The sequence below is a fragment of the Chromohalobacter sarecensis genome, assembly GCF_023061135.1.
Lineage (GTDB): Bacteria > Pseudomonadota > Gammaproteobacteria > Pseudomonadales > Halomonadaceae > Chromohalobacter > Chromohalobacter sarecensis.
This window is the reverse complement of sequence record NZ_JAKGAN010000004.1, coordinates 125,371-141,475: the sequence shown is the minus strand read 5'-3', so window position 1 is coordinate 141,475 and position 16,105 is coordinate 125,371. Positions and strand designations below refer to the sequence as shown.

The 16,105-nt window shown below is 63.3% G+C and carries 14 protein-coding genes; 6 read left to right on the top strand and 8 right to left on the bottom strand.

Features of this window, described 5'->3' with window-relative positions:
* Positions 1 to 56: 56 nt before the first annotated feature.
* Both L1071_RS08145 and recG read left to right on the top strand, forming a co-directional pair.
* Positions 57 to 977 carry a hydrogen peroxide-inducible genes activator gene (locus L1071_RS08145; protein WP_246972014.1) on the top strand — a complete coding sequence of 307 codons (921 nt, stop codon included), beginning with the start codon at positions 57 to 59 and terminating at the stop codon, positions 975 to 977.
* Complete coding sequence (gene recG, locus L1071_RS08140; RefSeq protein WP_281504492.1) at positions 974 to 3,067, top strand: ATP-dependent DNA helicase RecG; 2,094 nt, start codon at positions 974 to 976, stop codon at positions 3,065 to 3,067. The genes L1071_RS08145 and recG overlap by 4 nt, the downstream gene beginning before the upstream one ends.
* A 31-nt stretch (positions 3,068 to 3,098) precedes the next feature.
* Here the strand turns inward: recG and L1071_RS08135 are convergent, their stop codons facing one another.
* The 5 genes from L1071_RS08135 to L1071_RS08115 form a co-directional block, all read right to left on the bottom strand.
* A complete protein-coding gene (locus L1071_RS08135; protein WP_246972012.1) occupies positions 3,099 to 3,533 on the bottom strand; it encodes an XRE family transcriptional regulator in 435 nt (144 codons plus the stop codon).
* 133 nt (positions 3,534 to 3,666) lie between these two features.
* Positions 3,667 to 5,853, bottom strand: a complete 2,187-nt coding sequence (gene yccS / locus L1071_RS08130) for a YccS family putative transporter (protein ID WP_246972009.1) — start codon at positions 5,851 to 5,853, stop codon at positions 3,667 to 3,669.
* A 109-nt stretch (positions 5,854 to 5,962) separates the two neighbouring features.
* Complete coding sequence (locus tag L1071_RS08125) at positions 5,963 to 6,322, bottom strand: hypothetical protein (RefSeq protein WP_246972006.1); 360 nt, start codon at positions 6,320 to 6,322, stop codon at positions 5,963 to 5,965.
* Between the two features lie 91 nt (positions 6,323 to 6,413).
* Positions 6,414 to 6,707, bottom strand: coding sequence for an HU family DNA-binding protein (locus tag L1071_RS08120; RefSeq protein ID WP_465251413.1), 294 nt, complete (start codon positions 6,705 to 6,707; stop codon positions 6,414 to 6,416).
* Between the two features lie 129 nt (positions 6,708 to 6,836).
* Complete coding sequence (locus L1071_RS08115) at positions 6,837 to 7,997, bottom strand: FAD-dependent oxidoreductase (protein ID WP_246972003.1); 1,161 nt, start codon at positions 7,995 to 7,997, stop codon at positions 6,837 to 6,839.
* 116 nt (positions 7,998 to 8,113) lie between these two features.
* On the opposite strand from L1071_RS08115, the gene L1071_RS08110 reads away from it, so the two are divergent.
* From L1071_RS08110 to phoR, 4 genes are all read left to right on the top strand, one after another.
* Complete coding sequence (locus L1071_RS08110) at positions 8,114 to 8,662, top strand: chorismate--pyruvate lyase family protein (RefSeq protein WP_246971991.1); 549 nt, start codon at positions 8,114 to 8,116, stop codon at positions 8,660 to 8,662.
* Between the two features lie 65 nt (positions 8,663 to 8,727).
* The gene (gene ubiA / locus L1071_RS08105; protein ID WP_246971968.1) at positions 8,728 to 9,621 is read left to right on the top strand and encodes a 4-hydroxybenzoate octaprenyltransferase; all 894 of its coding nucleotides are present in this window, start codon (positions 8,728 to 8,730) and stop codon (positions 9,619 to 9,621) included.
* A 124-nt stretch (positions 9,622 to 9,745) separates the two neighbouring features.
* Positions 9,746 to 10,435 (top strand): phosphate regulon transcriptional regulator PhoB, encoded by a 690-nt coding sequence (phoB, locus tag L1071_RS08100; protein WP_246897679.1) that lies wholly within the window; start codon positions 9,746 to 9,748, stop codon positions 10,433 to 10,435.
* A gap of 5 nt (positions 10,436 to 10,440) precedes the next feature.
* A complete protein-coding gene (gene phoR, locus L1071_RS08095; protein WP_246971951.1) occupies positions 10,441 to 11,760 on the top strand; it encodes a phosphate regulon sensor histidine kinase PhoR in 1,320 nt (439 codons plus the stop codon).
* A gap of 30 nt (positions 11,761 to 11,790) precedes the next feature.
* Here the strand turns inward: phoR and fhuF are convergent, their stop codons facing one another.
* The 3 genes from fhuF to L1071_RS08080 all read right to left on the bottom strand — a co-directional run bounded on the left by fhuF (position 11,791) and on the right by L1071_RS08080 (position 16,099).
* Positions 11,791 to 12,549 (bottom strand): siderophore-iron reductase FhuF, encoded by a 759-nt coding sequence (fhuF, locus tag L1071_RS08090; protein ID WP_246971942.1) that lies wholly within the window; start codon positions 12,547 to 12,549, stop codon positions 11,791 to 11,793.
* 252 nt (positions 12,550 to 12,801) lie between these two features.
* Positions 12,802 to 14,922, bottom strand: a complete 2,121-nt coding sequence (locus L1071_RS08085) for a TonB-dependent siderophore receptor (protein WP_465251412.1) — start codon at positions 14,920 to 14,922, stop codon at positions 12,802 to 12,804.
* Positions 14,923 to 15,079: 157 nt separating this feature from the next.
* Positions 15,080 to 16,099, bottom strand: a complete 1,020-nt coding sequence (locus L1071_RS08080) for a helix-turn-helix transcriptional regulator (RefSeq protein ID WP_246971931.1) — start codon at positions 16,097 to 16,099, stop codon at positions 15,080 to 15,082.
* Positions 16,100 to 16,105: the final 6 nt, after the last annotated feature.

The window sequence follows — 16,105 nt, the reverse complement described above, 5'->3', positions numbered from 1 at the left end:
ATCGATACCTTAGTGAATCCATCGCGTCGCCCAGGAGGCCCGAAAAGGCCCAGATCATGACCCTAACAGAACTTCGTTATATCGTAACCTTGGCTCAAGAGCACCATTTCGGGCGCGCCGCCGAGCGCTGCTACGTCTCCCAGCCCACGCTCTCGGTAGCCGTCAAGAAGCTGGAAGACGAGCTAGGCATCGCCTTGTTCGAGCGTTCCAAATCCACCGTACAGGTCACGCCGCTGGGCGAGAAGATCGTCGCCCAGGCACAGCGTGTGCTGGAACAGGCCGGGCTCATCAAGGAAATGGCCACCGAAGGCAAGGACCAACTGGCGAGCCCACTGCGCATCGGGGCGATCTACACCATCGGCCCCTACCTGTTTCCGCACCTGATTCCCGAGCTGTCGCGTCATGCCCCGCAGATGCCACTGTACATCGAAGAAGGCCTGACGGGGGATCTACGCCGCAAACTGCGCAGCGGTGAACTAGACGCCGTGATCGTCGCCCTGCCGTTCAACGAGCCGGACGTGCTGACCAAGGCGATCTATGAAGAGCCTTTCGAAGTGCTGTTGCCCGCCGGCCATCCATGGACGCGCAAGACCGCCATCGCCAAGGAAGAGTTGCTCCAGGAAAAGCTGCTGCTGCTGGGTGAGGGACACTGCTTTCGTGACCAGATCCTCGAGGCCTGTCCCGCCATCAACAACCAGCTCAACAATCCGGGCAACACCTTGATCGCCGAGGGCGGCTCGCTGGAAACCATTCGCCACATGGTGGCCTCGGGGCTGGGCATCACGGTGCTGCCCAAGTCGGCCATCGGCACCAGCCATTACGAATCGGGGCAACTCGAAAGCCGGCCCTTCGCCAATAGTGTCCCCAGCCGTACGGTGGCCATCGCCTGGCGTGCCAGCTTCCCCCGGCCCAAGGCCATCGATGCCCTGACCGAGGCCATCGACGCCTGCCAGCAACAGCGTATCCAGGCGGCATGAGCAGCGCAATAAAGGCACTGGATGCGCCGGTCAGCGAACTCACCGGCGTGGGTGAGGCGCTGGCCGCCAAGCTCGCCCGGCTGGGTATCGCCAGCATTGCCGATATGCTCTTTCATCTGCCGTTGCGCTATCAGGACCGCACGCGCATCACGCCCATCGGCACGCTACGCGCCGGGACCGAAGCCGTGGTCGAGGGCGATATCGCCGCCGCCGATATCGTCAAGGGACGGCGGCGCAGCCTGCTGGTGCGTCTCAAGGACGGTTCGGGCATCCTCAGCCTGCGCTTCTTCCATTTCTCGCCTGCGCAACAACAGCAGTTCACGCGTGGCCTGCGCGTGCGTGCGTTCGGCGAGGCCCGCGCCGGCGCCACGGGCCTCGAGATCTATCATCCCGAGTACCGCTTGCTGCATCAGGAAGACGCGCCGGTCGAGGAACATCTGACGCCGATCTACCCCACCACCGAGGGCTTGAACCAGCCACGCCTGCGCAGCCTGATCCAGCAGGCACTCAAGCAACTCGACACCGCGCCCGACGCCTTGCCGGACTGGATTCCCGAGGCTCTACGTCAGCGCTTTCGCCTGCCAGGGCTGCTCGAGTCGCTGCGCTACCTGCACGAGCCACCCCCCGAGGCGCCGGTGGAGCGCCTCGCCGAAGGGCGCCATCCGGCCCAGCGACGTCTGGCACTGGAAGAACTGCTCGCCCATCAGCTCAGCCTGCGGCAGGTGCGCCTGCGCATCCAGACCGACAGCGCACCCGCGCTGGGCGGCGGGCGCAGCCTGCAGGCGCGCTTTTTAACTCAGTTGCCGTTCTCGCTGACCGGTGCACAGCGCCGGGTTCTCGACGAGATCGGCCACGACCTGGAACGCGCCACCCCCATGCTGCGCCTGGTCCAGGGCGACGTCGGCTCGGGCAAGACCGTGGTCGCCGCCATGGCGGCACTGGCAGCCATCGCCGGTGACTGTCAGGCAGCCATCATGGCGCCTACCGAAATCCTCGCCGAGCAGCATTATCGCAACTTCCGCGACTGGTTCGCGCCGCTGGGCATCGAGGTCGGCTGGCTGGCGGGCAAGCTCAAGGGCAAGGCACGCCTGGATACCAAGGCGGCGATCGCCGATGGTCGCGTTCAGGTCGCAGTGGGCACACACGCGCTGTTTCAGGACGACGTCCACTTTCACCGCCTGGGCCTGGCGATCATCGACGAACAGCACCGCTTCGGCGTTCACCAGCGCCTGGCGCTGCGCCAGAAAGGCGAAGCCGGTGGCCTCACGCCGCACCAGTTGATCATGACCGCCACGCCGATTCCGCGCACCCTGGCGATGAGCGCCTACGCCGATCTGGATCTATCGATGATCGACGAACTGCCGCCCGGACGCACGCCGGTCAAAACGGTAGCGGTGCCCGACGAGCGTCGCCCCGAGGTAGTCGAGCGCATTCGTCGCGCCTGCTCCGAGGGCCATCAGGCCTACTGGGTATGCACGCTCATCGAGGAATCCGAAGCCTTGACCTGCCAGGCCGCCGAGGCGACCCATGAGCACCTCGGCGAGGCACTGCCCGACCTGGCCATCGGCCTGGTGCACGGGCGCATGAAGGCGGCAGAAAAAGCCGAGGTCATGGAGGCCTTCAAGACGGGCGAGCTAGATCTTCTGATCGCCACCACGGTGATCGAGGTCGGCGTCGACGTGCCCAACGCCAGCTTGATGATCATCGAAAACCCCGAGCGCCTGGGGCTCTCGCAGTTGCATCAGCTACGTGGCCGCGTGGGACGCGGCGCCACCGAGAGCTTCTGCGTGCTGATGTATCATCCACCGCTGTCGCAGCATTCGCGGGAACGCCTGGGCGTGATGCGCGATACCACCGATGGCTTTCGTATCGCCGAGAAGGACCTGGAGCTGCGCGGCCCCGGCGAGGTACTCGGCACGCGCCAGACGGGCCTGGCGCAGATGAAGATCGCCGATCTGGAACGCGATCGTGATCTGCTCGATACCATCAGCCCCCTGGCGCGCGCGCTACTCGACGAGGCACCGGAGGCCGCCACGCCCTTGATCCGGCGTTGGCTGGGCGAAGACGCCGGACATTATGGGCATGTCTGACTCCTGGCAGGCACGCTTAGTGCCCCGGTCGTCATGACGACCCAGCGTCATCCTCGGCCTGGCTGGCCTGCCGCTCCCACTTGCCCGCCTTGGCCAGCGCCATGATGACTTCACGGGCAATGGCGCGCTGACTCGGCGGCAAGCCGGCGAAGGCTTCCAGGGTCTCGCGCTCGCGATAACTCAACCCCTCCCACAGATGATCGCTCTCGCGGACGCGGTGCTGCGTCGGTGTACCGAAGCGCAAGTCTGCCGGCGGCACTTTCAGCCACTCGGCGAGCACCACGAGCTTTTCCTGAGTGGGCAGTGTCTCGCCACGCAGCCACCGGCGTACACCGTGCAGCGTCACTGGACGCCCCGGATTGCGCAGGTTGAACTCACGCTCCAGGACAGCGGGCTTGGGCGCATAGCCGGCCTGTTGCATGGCCTCGCGCAGGCGTCGGGCGAATTGGGTTTTAGCGTCTTCCATGCCTGCACAGTAAGACGTCTCGCCCTCCAGCGACGTAACCATCTCGTTATTTTTTTGAAGATCGGACAATACTAACGGTTACGTAGCATAGCGTCGATTCTTCCCAGATAGCAGTAACTTACCTGTGACGCCGTCATTCACGCGAGGCCTGCGTCGACAAACGCCCCGCCGCCTCGCTCAACGCGACGAGCTGGCGACTGATCAACGCCAGTTGGCTCTGCAGCAAGCGGCGTTCATCACACGTTTCCTCGGCGGCGGACGCCTCCAGCAAGCCGGCATGCCGCGTCAGGGTGTCCTGGCAGGGTTCGACCGTTTCGCCCGCCGCGAGCTGGCGTGCCACGCGCGCCAGCGTTTCGGCCACGTCATCGGCCGCCGCCGTCACCGCGGTATTGTCGTCGCCTGCGGCGCCGGCCGTTCCCCGATGGGCCCCCAGCGCCGAGAGATAACTCAGCAGGGTGTGCGAATGCACCAGGAAACGCAGCCCGATATCGGCGTCCTTGCGAAAGTGGCCCGGCTCCAGCAGCACATTGCCCAGCGTCGTGGAAAGCGCCGCGTCGGCGTTATGGGCGTTGCGCCGTGCCAAGCGATAGGCGAGATCGTCGCGCTTGCCACGCGCGTACTGGTCGAGGATCGCGCGCAGATAGGCCGCGCTGGCTTCGAGTGTCGTCGCCGCCTGGCGATGCAGCCCGCGCCCTTGCCAATCGGGCAGGATCACTAGCACCGCCAGCCCCGCGATGGCAGCGCCCAGCAGGGTATCGAACAGACGCGGCCAGATCAGCCCGAAGCCGTCGCCGACCTGATTGAAGCAGCACAGCACCATCAGCGTGATGGCGGCCGTCGCCAGCGTGTAATGATGCGCCCGAGTGGCGAAGAAGGCGACGCCGGCAGCCACTGCGATCAAGGCCTGGACAGGCTCGGTGGGAAACAGCGTAATCAGCGCCCAGCCGGCAATCAGCCCCAGCACCGTGCCCTGGATGCGCTGACGCAGGAAGCGCCGCGTGGCCCCGAAATTGGGCCGGCACACGAACACGCTGGTGAGCAGGATCCAGTACCCCTGGGTGGGATGAATCCAGTGCAGCAAGCCATAGCCCACTACCAAGGTCACGCTCAAGCGCAGCGCATGGCGAAACACCGGCGACGCCAGGCTGAGGTGCGCCTGCAGGCGCTCAAAGACATCGCGCAGCCCGCGTGGCGAGCGATCGAACAGACTGCTGTCCTCGTGATCGGCTCGCGTGTCGGGATTGTCGGCACCGGCCAGCTTGTCTTCCAGCGTGGCGAGGTTATCGCCCAGCGCCGACAGCGAGCCCAGCAAGTCGCGCCACTCGTCGCGCCCCTGGGCATGCAGATTGTTAAGGGATGCGTTGAAATCCTCCAGTGCCTGAGCGCTGGGGCCGTGATCGAAGGGACGATCGAGCAGCAACGCACGGCTCAAGCTCTTGCAGGCACGCCCTTGCTGATCGAGTAGGCGCTGGGCGCGAAACAGGATGTCGTGATGGAAGAACGCCTCGGCCAGTGCGCCATACGGATAATGCGAGGAACTCGCTCGTTCGTGAATATCCTGGGCGATGAAGTAGAGCCGCAGGTAGCGATTGAGTTTACGCCCGCCCCGCTGGCCTTCGAGGCGCCGGAAAATCATCTCCTTGCTCTGGTTGAGCGCCGCCACCACGCGGCCATTCTGCTGGGCCAGCGCCAGACGCTGCTGCTCGATGTCCATCCCTCTCAGCGGCTCGAAAAGCGCCGACTTGAGGCGCAAGTAAACGCCCAGCTCGCGAAAGACGTGCGCCAGGCTCAACTTGAGCGGATGACGCGAGAACAAGGCGCACCACACCACCGAGATCGCCCCGTACCAGGCCGCGCCGGAGACCAGCAGCAACGGCTCGCGCCATAGCTCACCCAGCGCTACACCGCCGTGTTGCTCAAGACTGATCATGGTGTAGATGGCGAGAATCAGGGTTGCGGTGGCGATGGTCGCATAGCGCTGCCCCACCGCGCCGAGCATGGTCATGCCGAAACTCGACACCCCGAGGCCCACCGCGAAGATCGCCGGATGCGCGAACGTCAGCTCCACCGACACCGCGGCGACGGCGAAACACACCAGCGTCACCAGCAACGCCTGCAGTCGCCCTTGCCAGGTGTCGTCGGTCTCCGCCAGGGCACTGGCGATGATGCCCAGGAACAGCGGGATCAGCTTGCGCATGTCGTCGAGATACCAGCACAGCGCCATGACCCCGGCCAGAGCGATGAACACACGCAAGCTGTAGGCGAAGGACTCCAGGGTCCAGAGGCGTCTGAGCGGTTGGGTCAACGACGTCGGTAGCATATTTCTCGGTCGGACGGTAACAAGCCAGGGAGTCGCGTCATGCGCGACACTACGACGTTAGTATAACGAACCCGACCCAAGCGGGGCGACTTCCGTCGTGCTGCGAATGTTAGCGCAGATGCTTGAGCAGACCTTGCAGGCGTTCCAGGTCGCGCGAGTCGCCGACCAGACGCAGACGGCCACTTTGCAAGCCATCGAAGAATGCACGCGCCGTAGGGCGCTTGAGAAACGCCACACCGGCATGGGCATCGCGAAAGCGCAGTTCCAAATCGAGATCGATGGGTAAGCCCGACGCGTCATCGATGGCCTCGGGACGCATGCGATAATGACGCGCGAGGCTGAGATCCTCGGTGGCAACGCCCCAATCGAAGCGTTGCATATCCGACAAGGCTTGTTGAAAACGCGGGTTGCGACGTCGAGCACGCTTGAGCATGACACCCAACAGCCACAGCATCAGACGCAGTTTCATGCGCGCCTCGTCACATAGCAAAAGAAGGGAAAAGAGAAGAAAATGCACGGAGCGTCGGTAAATAGATGGCCCGAACACTCCGTGCCGTCACTCACTTCACGGCGTCCTTGAGCGCCTTACCGGGCTTGAACGCCACGGTCTTGCTCGCCGGAATGGTCAGCGGCTTACCCGTCTGCGGATTCTTGCCGGTACGCGCGGCACGCTCGCGTACGGTGAAGGCACCGAACCCGATCAGCGAGACATCCTGGCCCTTGGAGACGGTACCTGTGATCTCATCGAGAATGACATTAAGGACCTGACTGGCCTTGTCCTTGGAAAGATCGGCACGATCGGCGATCGCCGCGGCGAGTTCTGGCTTGCGCATAAAGCCCTCCTGGTTTGGCAACGAATGCGACACCTCTTTGATATCGCTTGTTGTTTTTCAATGAGCGAAACGAGCGCCACGCCCTCGACGCAGCGCTGACACTACCCACCTACTGCGCCAGACCGGTACCCACCGGCATGGCGACCTAAGCTAGGGTAGCAACGGCGGGGCGACCCGCGCCAGCTCGACTTTCCGACGTACGCACGCCCCTGTCAATGCGAATCCTTGCAAATGACCGTTTTCATCCTCGGCGAGCGCGCTGAGATCGTCGCCCTCGCCCTCGATCCGCCAGCGCGCCGGTGCCTGATGCGGCGGCAGGGCCACCACCGGGCATGACGGGGTCTTGACCAGCACCGGCCAGGCGCCGTAAGCGACCGGCGTCGGTGTCCCGGTCAAGGTTGCTGCCAACGCCTTGGCACTGGCCTGCAGCGGTTGCACGTACATGGCATTGAGCCCCGCCACGCAGGCGCAATCGCCCAGTGCATGAATGTCGGGCTGCGCGGTCGCCAGGTAACGATCCGTCTGGATACCGGCCTCGGAGACCGCGAGGCCAGCGGTGTCGGCCAGCGCGGTACGCGGCGAGAGGCCGGTGGCGATCAATACCAGATCGGCGGACAACACCTCGCCATCGTCGAGCACCAGCGAGACTGCCTCGTCGTCACGCCGGAGATGCGCGAGGCTACGTCCCAGGCGTAGATCGGCGCCCGCCTTGCCCAACGCGGTCCCCAGCACCTGGCCCAGCGGCGGTGGCAGAAGACGCGCCAACGGCGTTTGCTCGGGGGCGACGAGCGCCACACGATGCCCTCCGGCAAGCAGGTCATCGGCGAATTCGCAGCCCACCAGTCCGGCACCGACGATCGCCACGCGCGCGGCGGCGCCATGGCGCGACAGGGCAGCCTGGAAGCGCCGATAGTCGTCGAGATCGTTGATGGTGAAGACCCGGTCGCGGACCTCATCCGCCACCGTGAAAGGCGCGCTGGGTGCAGCCCCGGTGGCCAATACCAGGTCGCCGTAGGGCAGGTTTTCCGCGCCGATGGCAAGGGTCCGCGTGCGATGATCGATGGCATCGACCCGCGTGTGCGTACGCATAGTTATCTGGAGCGCCTCGGCCACGTCGATGGGGGAACGCATCGCCAAACGCTCGGGCGGCATGCCCTTGGCGAAGCCCGTCGACAACAGCGGTTTCGAATAGTCATCGCCGCTATCGGCGGTGATCAGGGTGATGGCACGCCGTGCATCGCGGGCACGCACCTGCCGGGCCAGGCCCAAGCCGGCCATGCCGCTGCCGACGATGATCAAAGGGTCGCTCATGGGCGCCTCGTGCTACGCATGACAGAAGGGTGATAACGCGGCGATACGACACGCGGACGCCGCAAGCGCATCGTACACGCATGATACACTCATGTACTTTAAGCCTGATTTTACGCATGACACACAACCGTTTCAGCGTTGGCCCACACTGGCTGCCGGCCGCAGCCCAGCGCCCCCACATGAGTCCCGTCTGGTGGCGCTGGGTGGCCTCGCGCGACTCGCTGACCGCCCGCTTGTGTACCGCCAGTACGCAACCCTTTAAAGTACGGCTGCTCGCTCAGGGAATCAGCCGCCCCCGGCGAGATGAGGCCCGAGCGCTGGGGCTCGACCCCCGAGCCCGTATCTGGCGGCGCGAGGTCATGCTGATGCTCGGCGAAACACCCTGGGTCGCGGCACGTTCGGTGGCCCCGCTGGCGTCACTTCATGGCGCGCGCCTGCAGTCGCTGGGAACACGTTCGCTGGGCAGTTGGCTGTTTCGCCAACCCGGCCTCGAACGCGGTCCTATCGAGATCATCCGGTCGCCGGCTCCCACGCTCGTCATGGCACACGGCCGCGCCGCGCCCTGGGGACGGCGCTCGATCCTGCGCCTGGGGCGTACGTCGATTCTCGTCCAGGAATTCTTTCTCGACGCCATGGCCGCTGACCTCGCGTTGCCATCGCGCTAAGCTGGCCGCTTACGTTTCCACAGGTACGTTGCTTTTTCACAGGCACGTTTTCATAGGAGAGCCCGATGTCCGCCGATTCATCCGAGGCCGCGCGCCCCACCGGCCTGGCCCGCGTGCCGGATTTCCTGCGCCTGACGCGCCTGGACCGGCCCATCGGCACCTGGCTTCTGATGTGGCCGACGTTGTGGGCACTGTGGCTGGCGGCCGAGGGCATTCCCGAACGCGGCACGCTGCTGATCTTCGTCGTCGGCGTATATGTGATGCGTGCCGCCGGCTGCGTGGTCAACGACTACGCGGATCGGCATTTCGATGGCCACGTCAAGCGTACGCGTGACCGGCCACTGGCTACCGGACGCATCTCCGAGAAGGAAGCCAAGGTCACTTTCGCGGTACTGGTAGCGATCGCCTTCGGCCTGGTCTGCCTGACCAACCTGCCCACCGTGCTGCTGTCATTCGCAGCACTGGCGCTGGCGGCCACTTACCCGTTCATGAAGCGCTATACGCACTTCCCCCAGGTGGTGCTGGGCGCGGCTTTCTCGTGGGGCATTCCCATGGCGTTCATGGCCATTCAACGCCAGGTACCGCTCGAGGCGTGGTTGCTGTTGGCCGCCAATGTCGTCTGGACGGTGGCCTACGACACCGAATACGCCATCGTCGACCGCGACGACGACCTCAAGGTGGGCATCAAGTCCACGGCGGTGCTGTTCGGCCGCGCCGATCGGCTGATCATCGGGCTGTTGCAGGCGCTGACCGTCGCGCTGCTCGCCTGGGTCGGCCTGCGTCTGGCGCTTGGCGGCTTCTTCTGGCTGGGGCTGGCCGCCATGGTGGCGATCTTCGTCTACCAGCACTATTTGATTCGCTATCGCGAGCGCGACCCGTGCTTCCGCGCCTTCCTCAACAATCATTGGGCCGGGCTGGTGGCCTTCGCAGGTATCGCCCTGTCGTTATGGCCTATGTGATGCTATGAGCTATAGGTAAAGGGCACGATTGTCACGAAGCTGTCACATTAGCGCGTTGTAATCGTCATGCCGATGTCATTCATGAGTGATTCGCTGCATCGCGATCCGCAAGAGGCCCACGCCCATGACCGCCAAGACCGTGCTCATCGTCGATGACGAGGCGTCCATCCGCGAAATGATCGCGGTGGCGCTGGAAATGGCCGACTACCGCGTGCTGGAAGCCGACAACGCCCAGACGGCGCATGCCATGGTAGTCGACGATCAACCCGACCTGGTGCTGCTGGACTGGATGATGCCCGGCACCAGCGGCATCGAACTGGCACGGCGTCTCAAGCGCGACACCGCCACCGCCGAGTTGCCGATCATCCTGCTCACCGCCAAGAGCGAGGAGGACAACAAGATCCAGGGGCTCGAAGCCGGTGCCGACGATTACATCACCAAGCCGTTCTCGCCGCGGGAATTGGTGGCACGCCTCAAGGCCGTGCTGCGACGCGCCACACCCACCGGCGTCGAGGACACGGTGGAAATCGACGGCTTGCGTCTCGACCCCGTCAGCCACCGGGTCAGCGCCAACGGCGAGGCGCTGGACGTGGGCCCCACCGAGTATCGGCTCCTGCAATTCTTCATGACCCATCAGGAGCGCGCCTACACCCGCAGCCAGTTGCTCGACCAAGTCTGGGGTGGCAATGTCTATGTCGAGGAGCGTACCGTCGACGTGCATATTCGCCGCCTGCGCAGGGCGCTCGGCGATGATCACCAACACCTCATTCAGACGGTACGCGGCACCGGTTATCGCTTCTCCACCAAGGAGTAGCGCACGTGTACTATTGGACCAATGAACTATGGCGTCTGGCGTATCTCGTCATCGGTCTGGGTGTCTTCGGGTGGCTCTTCGGCGCGCCTGGCTGGGGACTGGCCGCCGGTCTGGGTCTCTATGTCTACCTGCATCTGCGCCATTTACGCGCCCTGTATGTCTGGCTGACCCAGCATCCTAATGACACCCCGCCCGTGGGCGCCGGGGTCTGGGGCGACCTGTTCGACCGCCTCTACAAGTATCAGAAGACCCAGCGTCAATCGCAGGCCCGCCTGCGCGATATCATCCGCCGCGTACAGGACTCATGCGAGGCGATGCGCGATGCCGTGGTCATGCTCGACCGTCACGGCGACCTGGAATGGTGGAACAGCGCCGCAGGCCAGATGCTCGGCTTTCAAACGCCCCATGATCGCGGCCAGCACATCACCAACTTCCTGCGCGACCCGCGCTTCGTGGCCTATTTCAATGCCCGCGATTACCGCGAACCGCTGACCCTGGCCTCGCCGCTACGCGATGACGTGACGCTGCAATACCAGGTCACGCTGTTCGGCGACAACGAGCGCCTGGTCATGGCGCGCGACATCTCGCGGCTGCATCGCCTCGAGCAGATGCGGCGCGACTTCGTGGCCAATGTGTCGCATGAGCTGCGTACCCCGCTCACCGTATTGACCGGTTATCTCGAGACCTACCTCGATCAGGCCGACCAATTGCCGCCGCGCTGGCAGCGCGGCCTCGGCCAGATGCAGGAACAGACCCAACGCATGCAAAATCTGGTCGAGGATCTACTGCTATTGTCGAAGCTGGAAACCGACCAGACCCGCGACGACCCGGCCCCGCTGGACATGGCCACGCTGCTGGAAAACATTCGCGACGACGCCACCAATCTCTGCGCTGGCAGTCACGAGATAGCCCTGGACATCCACACCACCGACCGTCTGCTGGGTGACGCAGGCGAGATGCGCAGCGCCGTTTCCAACCTGGTCTTCAATGCCGTGCGTTACACCCCACCGGGGAGTACCGTCACATTGCGCTGGAAGGCCTGGAAGGAGGGTGCCGCAGTGGAGGTCGAGGACGACGGCGACGGTATCGACCCCGTGCACCTGCCACGCCTCACCGAACGCTTCTATCGCGTCGACAAGGGCCGCAGCGCCGCCAATGGCGGCACCGGGCTGGGGCTAGCCATCGTCAAGCATGTATTGCTGCGCCACGATGCGCATCTCGATATCGACAGCCACCCCGGCCAGGGCGCGCTTTTCCGCTGTGTTTTCCCCGCCACGCGCGTGCGCACCGCTCCCGAAGAACGGCGTGCCGTGGGTAGCGACTGAGCATTGTCAGAAAAACACCCACTCGACATATCAGCCGTTGACGACGCGCTGTGGCGGTTGGGTTTCGGCCTTCTCGCGACATGCCAACGGGCAGTTGCCGCAGTAGCCGAGTCCGGGGAGAAGATAGCGAATGCAGCAGATACGCCGGATGGACTCGATGTCGCCTGCGCTGCTTTCACGATAGCGAATGGGGCGAAACAACGGGTTGCGCTTGCCATCGGCCAATTCCCGCAAAGTCATCAGACGCCCGCCCGTATCGGCCCGCGCCAGGGCACCTGGCAAGGTGTAGAGCTGGGAGATGAGGTAGTCATAGTAATGGCCGAGGTTGCCCCACAGTGCGCGGGGCGCGATGCCGGTATGTTCGGCCATGCAGGCCATCGCCGGCCCCCAGGTGTCGCGTATCAGCGGCAGAAAGCGCTCCTCGGCCTGAGTGGCGACGAGCGGTGTGCCGGTGTCTTCGACGACCAGCGCCTCGACGAGCATATCCTCACCGAGTACCAACCCCAGACGCGACAGCTCGAGCGGTAATTGTCGCTCCGCCAACAAGTTATATGCCGCCCCCAGATAGGTGGTGAGCGCCAGGAAATACTTCGACCATAGCGAAATCACGGCGCGCGAATCGCCATGCTGATGCTCAGCGCCATAACGCTTGAGGATCTGCGTCATGCCGGGCTCTGAGAACACATCTCGCGCCGTCCAGGTCGTCGCGGGCGCCTGGTCCCAGGTGACCAGCTTGCGATCCATCCCTTTCAAGGGACCGGCATAGAACCGCTCGAGCAACACTGACATCGAAAGCTGTCCTGTGGCGAGGCCAAGTGGAAGGCGTGGGCCAGATACCCACGCCAGAAAGCGTAAATGAAAACCACTCGCGACTCAATCGTGCCAAGGTCTTGTCTGAAAAGTCGTCGAGCGATGGCTAGGCAAGGCAAAAATTGACGAAAAAACGGAGTTTACGAGCTGTAAATGAGTATTTTGATCGGACTCGCGCACGAGCCAATTTTTAACGCCGCATAGCCGAGTGCAGACACTTTCAGGCAGGGCCTAGAAGTCGTAGGTCAGACTCGCGCGCACATTCCGCTCCGCCCCGAAGTAGCAATATTCAAGCGAGTTGCATGACGCCACGTATTCCTTGTCGAGCACGTTGCCCACATTGAGCTGCACCTGCATGCCCGGCATCCCCATCTGACTCATGTCATAGCCCAGCATGGCATCGACCAGCGTGTAGTCGGGGACTTTCTCGGTGTTGGCGCGATCCGCTTGGATATCGGCGTAGTAACGCACGCCTAGACCTGCGTCTAATCCCGCGAGCGTATCGCCCTGGAAGGCATAATGGCCCCATAGACTCGCCTGGTGACGCGGCGCGTAAATGGCGTGACTGCCTTTCTCGCTATCCACTTCGCTCTTAGTGTAGGCGATATCGGTATAGCTGTAGGCGGCCTGCAGGCGAAGCGCGTCCGTCAACTGCGTGCGGGCTTCCAGCTCCAGTCCTTGCGATTCGATCTCGCCGATGGAGCGGTAAGGGTCAGTGGGTTGCTCCTTGGTGGCGACGTTTTCCTGCGTGATGCGGAACAGCGAGAGGCTATAGCGATCCTCAGTGCCCAGCGGCTGGTACTTGAGACCGGTTTCCCACTGCTCGCCTTCCATAGGCTCGAGGACATCACCGTCGATATCCACGAAACTGGTCGGCGTGAAGGCTGTGTTATAGCTGACGTAGGGCGCAACGCCATTGTCGAACAGGTACAAGAGCCCCGCGCGACCGCTGAAATAGGTCTCGTCGAGCGTATCTTCTCGATTGGCCAGTTTCTGCTCGTTGGTGATCGAGACCCAGTCGTAGCGGCCCCCGAGCGTCAGGCGCCAGCGATCGAACGCCATCTGATCCTGCAGATAGGCGCCCGTCTGGATCAATTCGTGGCGTTCGTCATTGGTTACCGCGATATCCCCCACCGGGTCGGCGCCATATTGCGGATCGAAGGCGTTGAGAGAGGGAAAGGTTCCCGAGGTCCAGACCACATCGTTCTGGCGATCCTGGTAATCGACGCCCACCAGCAGGGTATGGTCGATGAAGCCGCTGGAAAATTCGCCCTCGAGCTGGTTATCCACCGTCCAGGCCTCGAGCGATTCCCGCCCCCCGGAGTAATAGCGAACCAACTCGTTGGAATCGGGCGCTGTCCATCCGAAACCGTAGACCTGGTTCAAGGTGGTGTCCGAATTCAGGTAGCGCAGCTTCTGACGCGCGGTCCAGGCGTCATTGAACCGATGCTCGAGGCTGTAACCGAACATCCGCTGGGTGCGTTCGAACTTATCGTAAGCGTCTTCGCCATCGAAGAAGTTATTACTGATCTTGCGGCCATTATGGCTTTCCACCGCACCCTCATAGGGCACGCCGGAGTGGTAACCGCCTTCTGGATCCTTTTGCAGATAAGCCATGAACGACAGGGTCGTGTCGTCGGTGACATCCCATGTCACCGAGGGTGCGATGGCGTAGCGCTCTTCCTCGACCGAGTCGAACTGGGTGTCCGCGCCACTTGCCAGACCCACCACGCGATAGGCGGCACGCCGCTCATCATCCAGCGGTCCCGTGACATCGAACGCCGCGCTGCGCTGACTGTTATTGCCCACGCCAAAGCGCAGTTGCCGGTGTGTCTCGAATTGTGGCTGCTTGCTGGTCAGCGCCACTAGTCCCCCGGGAGACGAGCGCCCGTAAAGCACTGAGGCCGGCCCTTTGACGACCTCGACGTTTTCCAGGAAATAGGGATCGATCACCATCGAGCTGTAGCCATTGGTGTCTCCCATCACCTTCAGGCCATCGAGGTAGGTGTTGCTGAGGCTCCCATCAGAGAAGCCCCGCATGACCATGTAGTCGTAGCGATTGGAGGCGCCGACCTGGTTGGTGTAGACCCCCGGCGTATACTGAACGGCCTCCCTGAGCGTGCGGGTATCACGCTCATCCATCTCCGCGCGGTCGACGTTGGAAACGGACTGCGGCGTTTCGATGACCGGCGTCTGTGTCTTGGTGGCGGCCTCGCCCGACACTGTCACCGTGGACAAATCCACGGCACCGCTATCATCGCTTTCGGATTGCGCCCACGTCGTCGTGGGCATGAACAATACGCCCGCCAGGCACGCGCAGGAAAACCAGTGGGGATGCAATGTGCGACTCATGAAAACGGCTCCTCGCTCTCGTCCTCGGGTCGCGGTCGACCCGTTTCTTATGGAGAGTGAGAATTATTAACTTTTAAGAGTCGTTCTGCTTATGGTCAATGCCAAAAAACCTATGCGCGACGCTGTAAGCGATCTCGCGGAGGAATTTCTGTCATCATTAAAGAGTATTCACGACCCCAGCCGAGGGTAGACGCTGATGTAACGCACGCGGCGACATCCCGTAGCGCTGCTTGAAGGCGGTGGCGAAGTTGCTGGCATGCCGATACCCCACCCGTGTTGCAACGTACTGCACGCTATAGCCTTCCCGGAGCAGCGCGTGGGCCATCTCGAGGCGGCGTTGACGCAAGCATTCGAAGACCGACTGGCCATACGCCTGGCGAAACTTGTCACGCAATGCGCTGGGGCTCATGCAGGCCAGTTGCGCCAAGGATTCGATGCTATGCGACGCCTCAGGATGTTCGTGCAGGCATTCACGCACACGGGCCAGATGATGGCGGTCACGCACTCCCAAACGCCGGTCCTGCCGAAGAGACGTTCCCCGGGCCGCCAGGCCGTGAGCCATCAATTGCAGCGCCAGACCCTCGCCGAGCAAGGCATGCTGTGCCTCCTCCAGTGGCGCATTCAACCACTCCTCGAGCGACAGCCAGACGCCTTCGGGCAAGGACAAGCGCCACGCCCCACTGGCGGCGTTATCGAGCAATTCGGCGAGTGGCGCAGCCAAGCGCGTGTATGACGTACGTGCGGTATCCAGCAAGGTGAGATTGATCGCGCGCAGGCGCTGCCCACCGGCATGACGCGCACTCAACGTCTGATGACCGGCGTGCGTAAGCATTAGCGCTTCACGCGGTGCCAGGGCGAAATGCTGCCCACCGTGTAACAGTTCCGCGCTACCCTCGAGTATGACGATGATCGACACATGGGCCGGCGCGTCGGCCAAGGCGTGCGTTTCGTAGGTATGGTGGATCGTGAGGCGCGAACCGACGAGACTGACACCCATGGCGGGACGACATTCGTCGATCCAGCCCTCGGCCACCGGGGTGGACGCGGCGTCGTCGTGGTTCAAGGAGGGGAAGCGGTGATACAAACGATAACGGCGCTCGAAAGCGCCGAAATCTGCCATGGTCAGGCACTGGGCCGGCGCGGAGACATCGTTCATCATGCCTGTCGCCGGGCCCATGACATA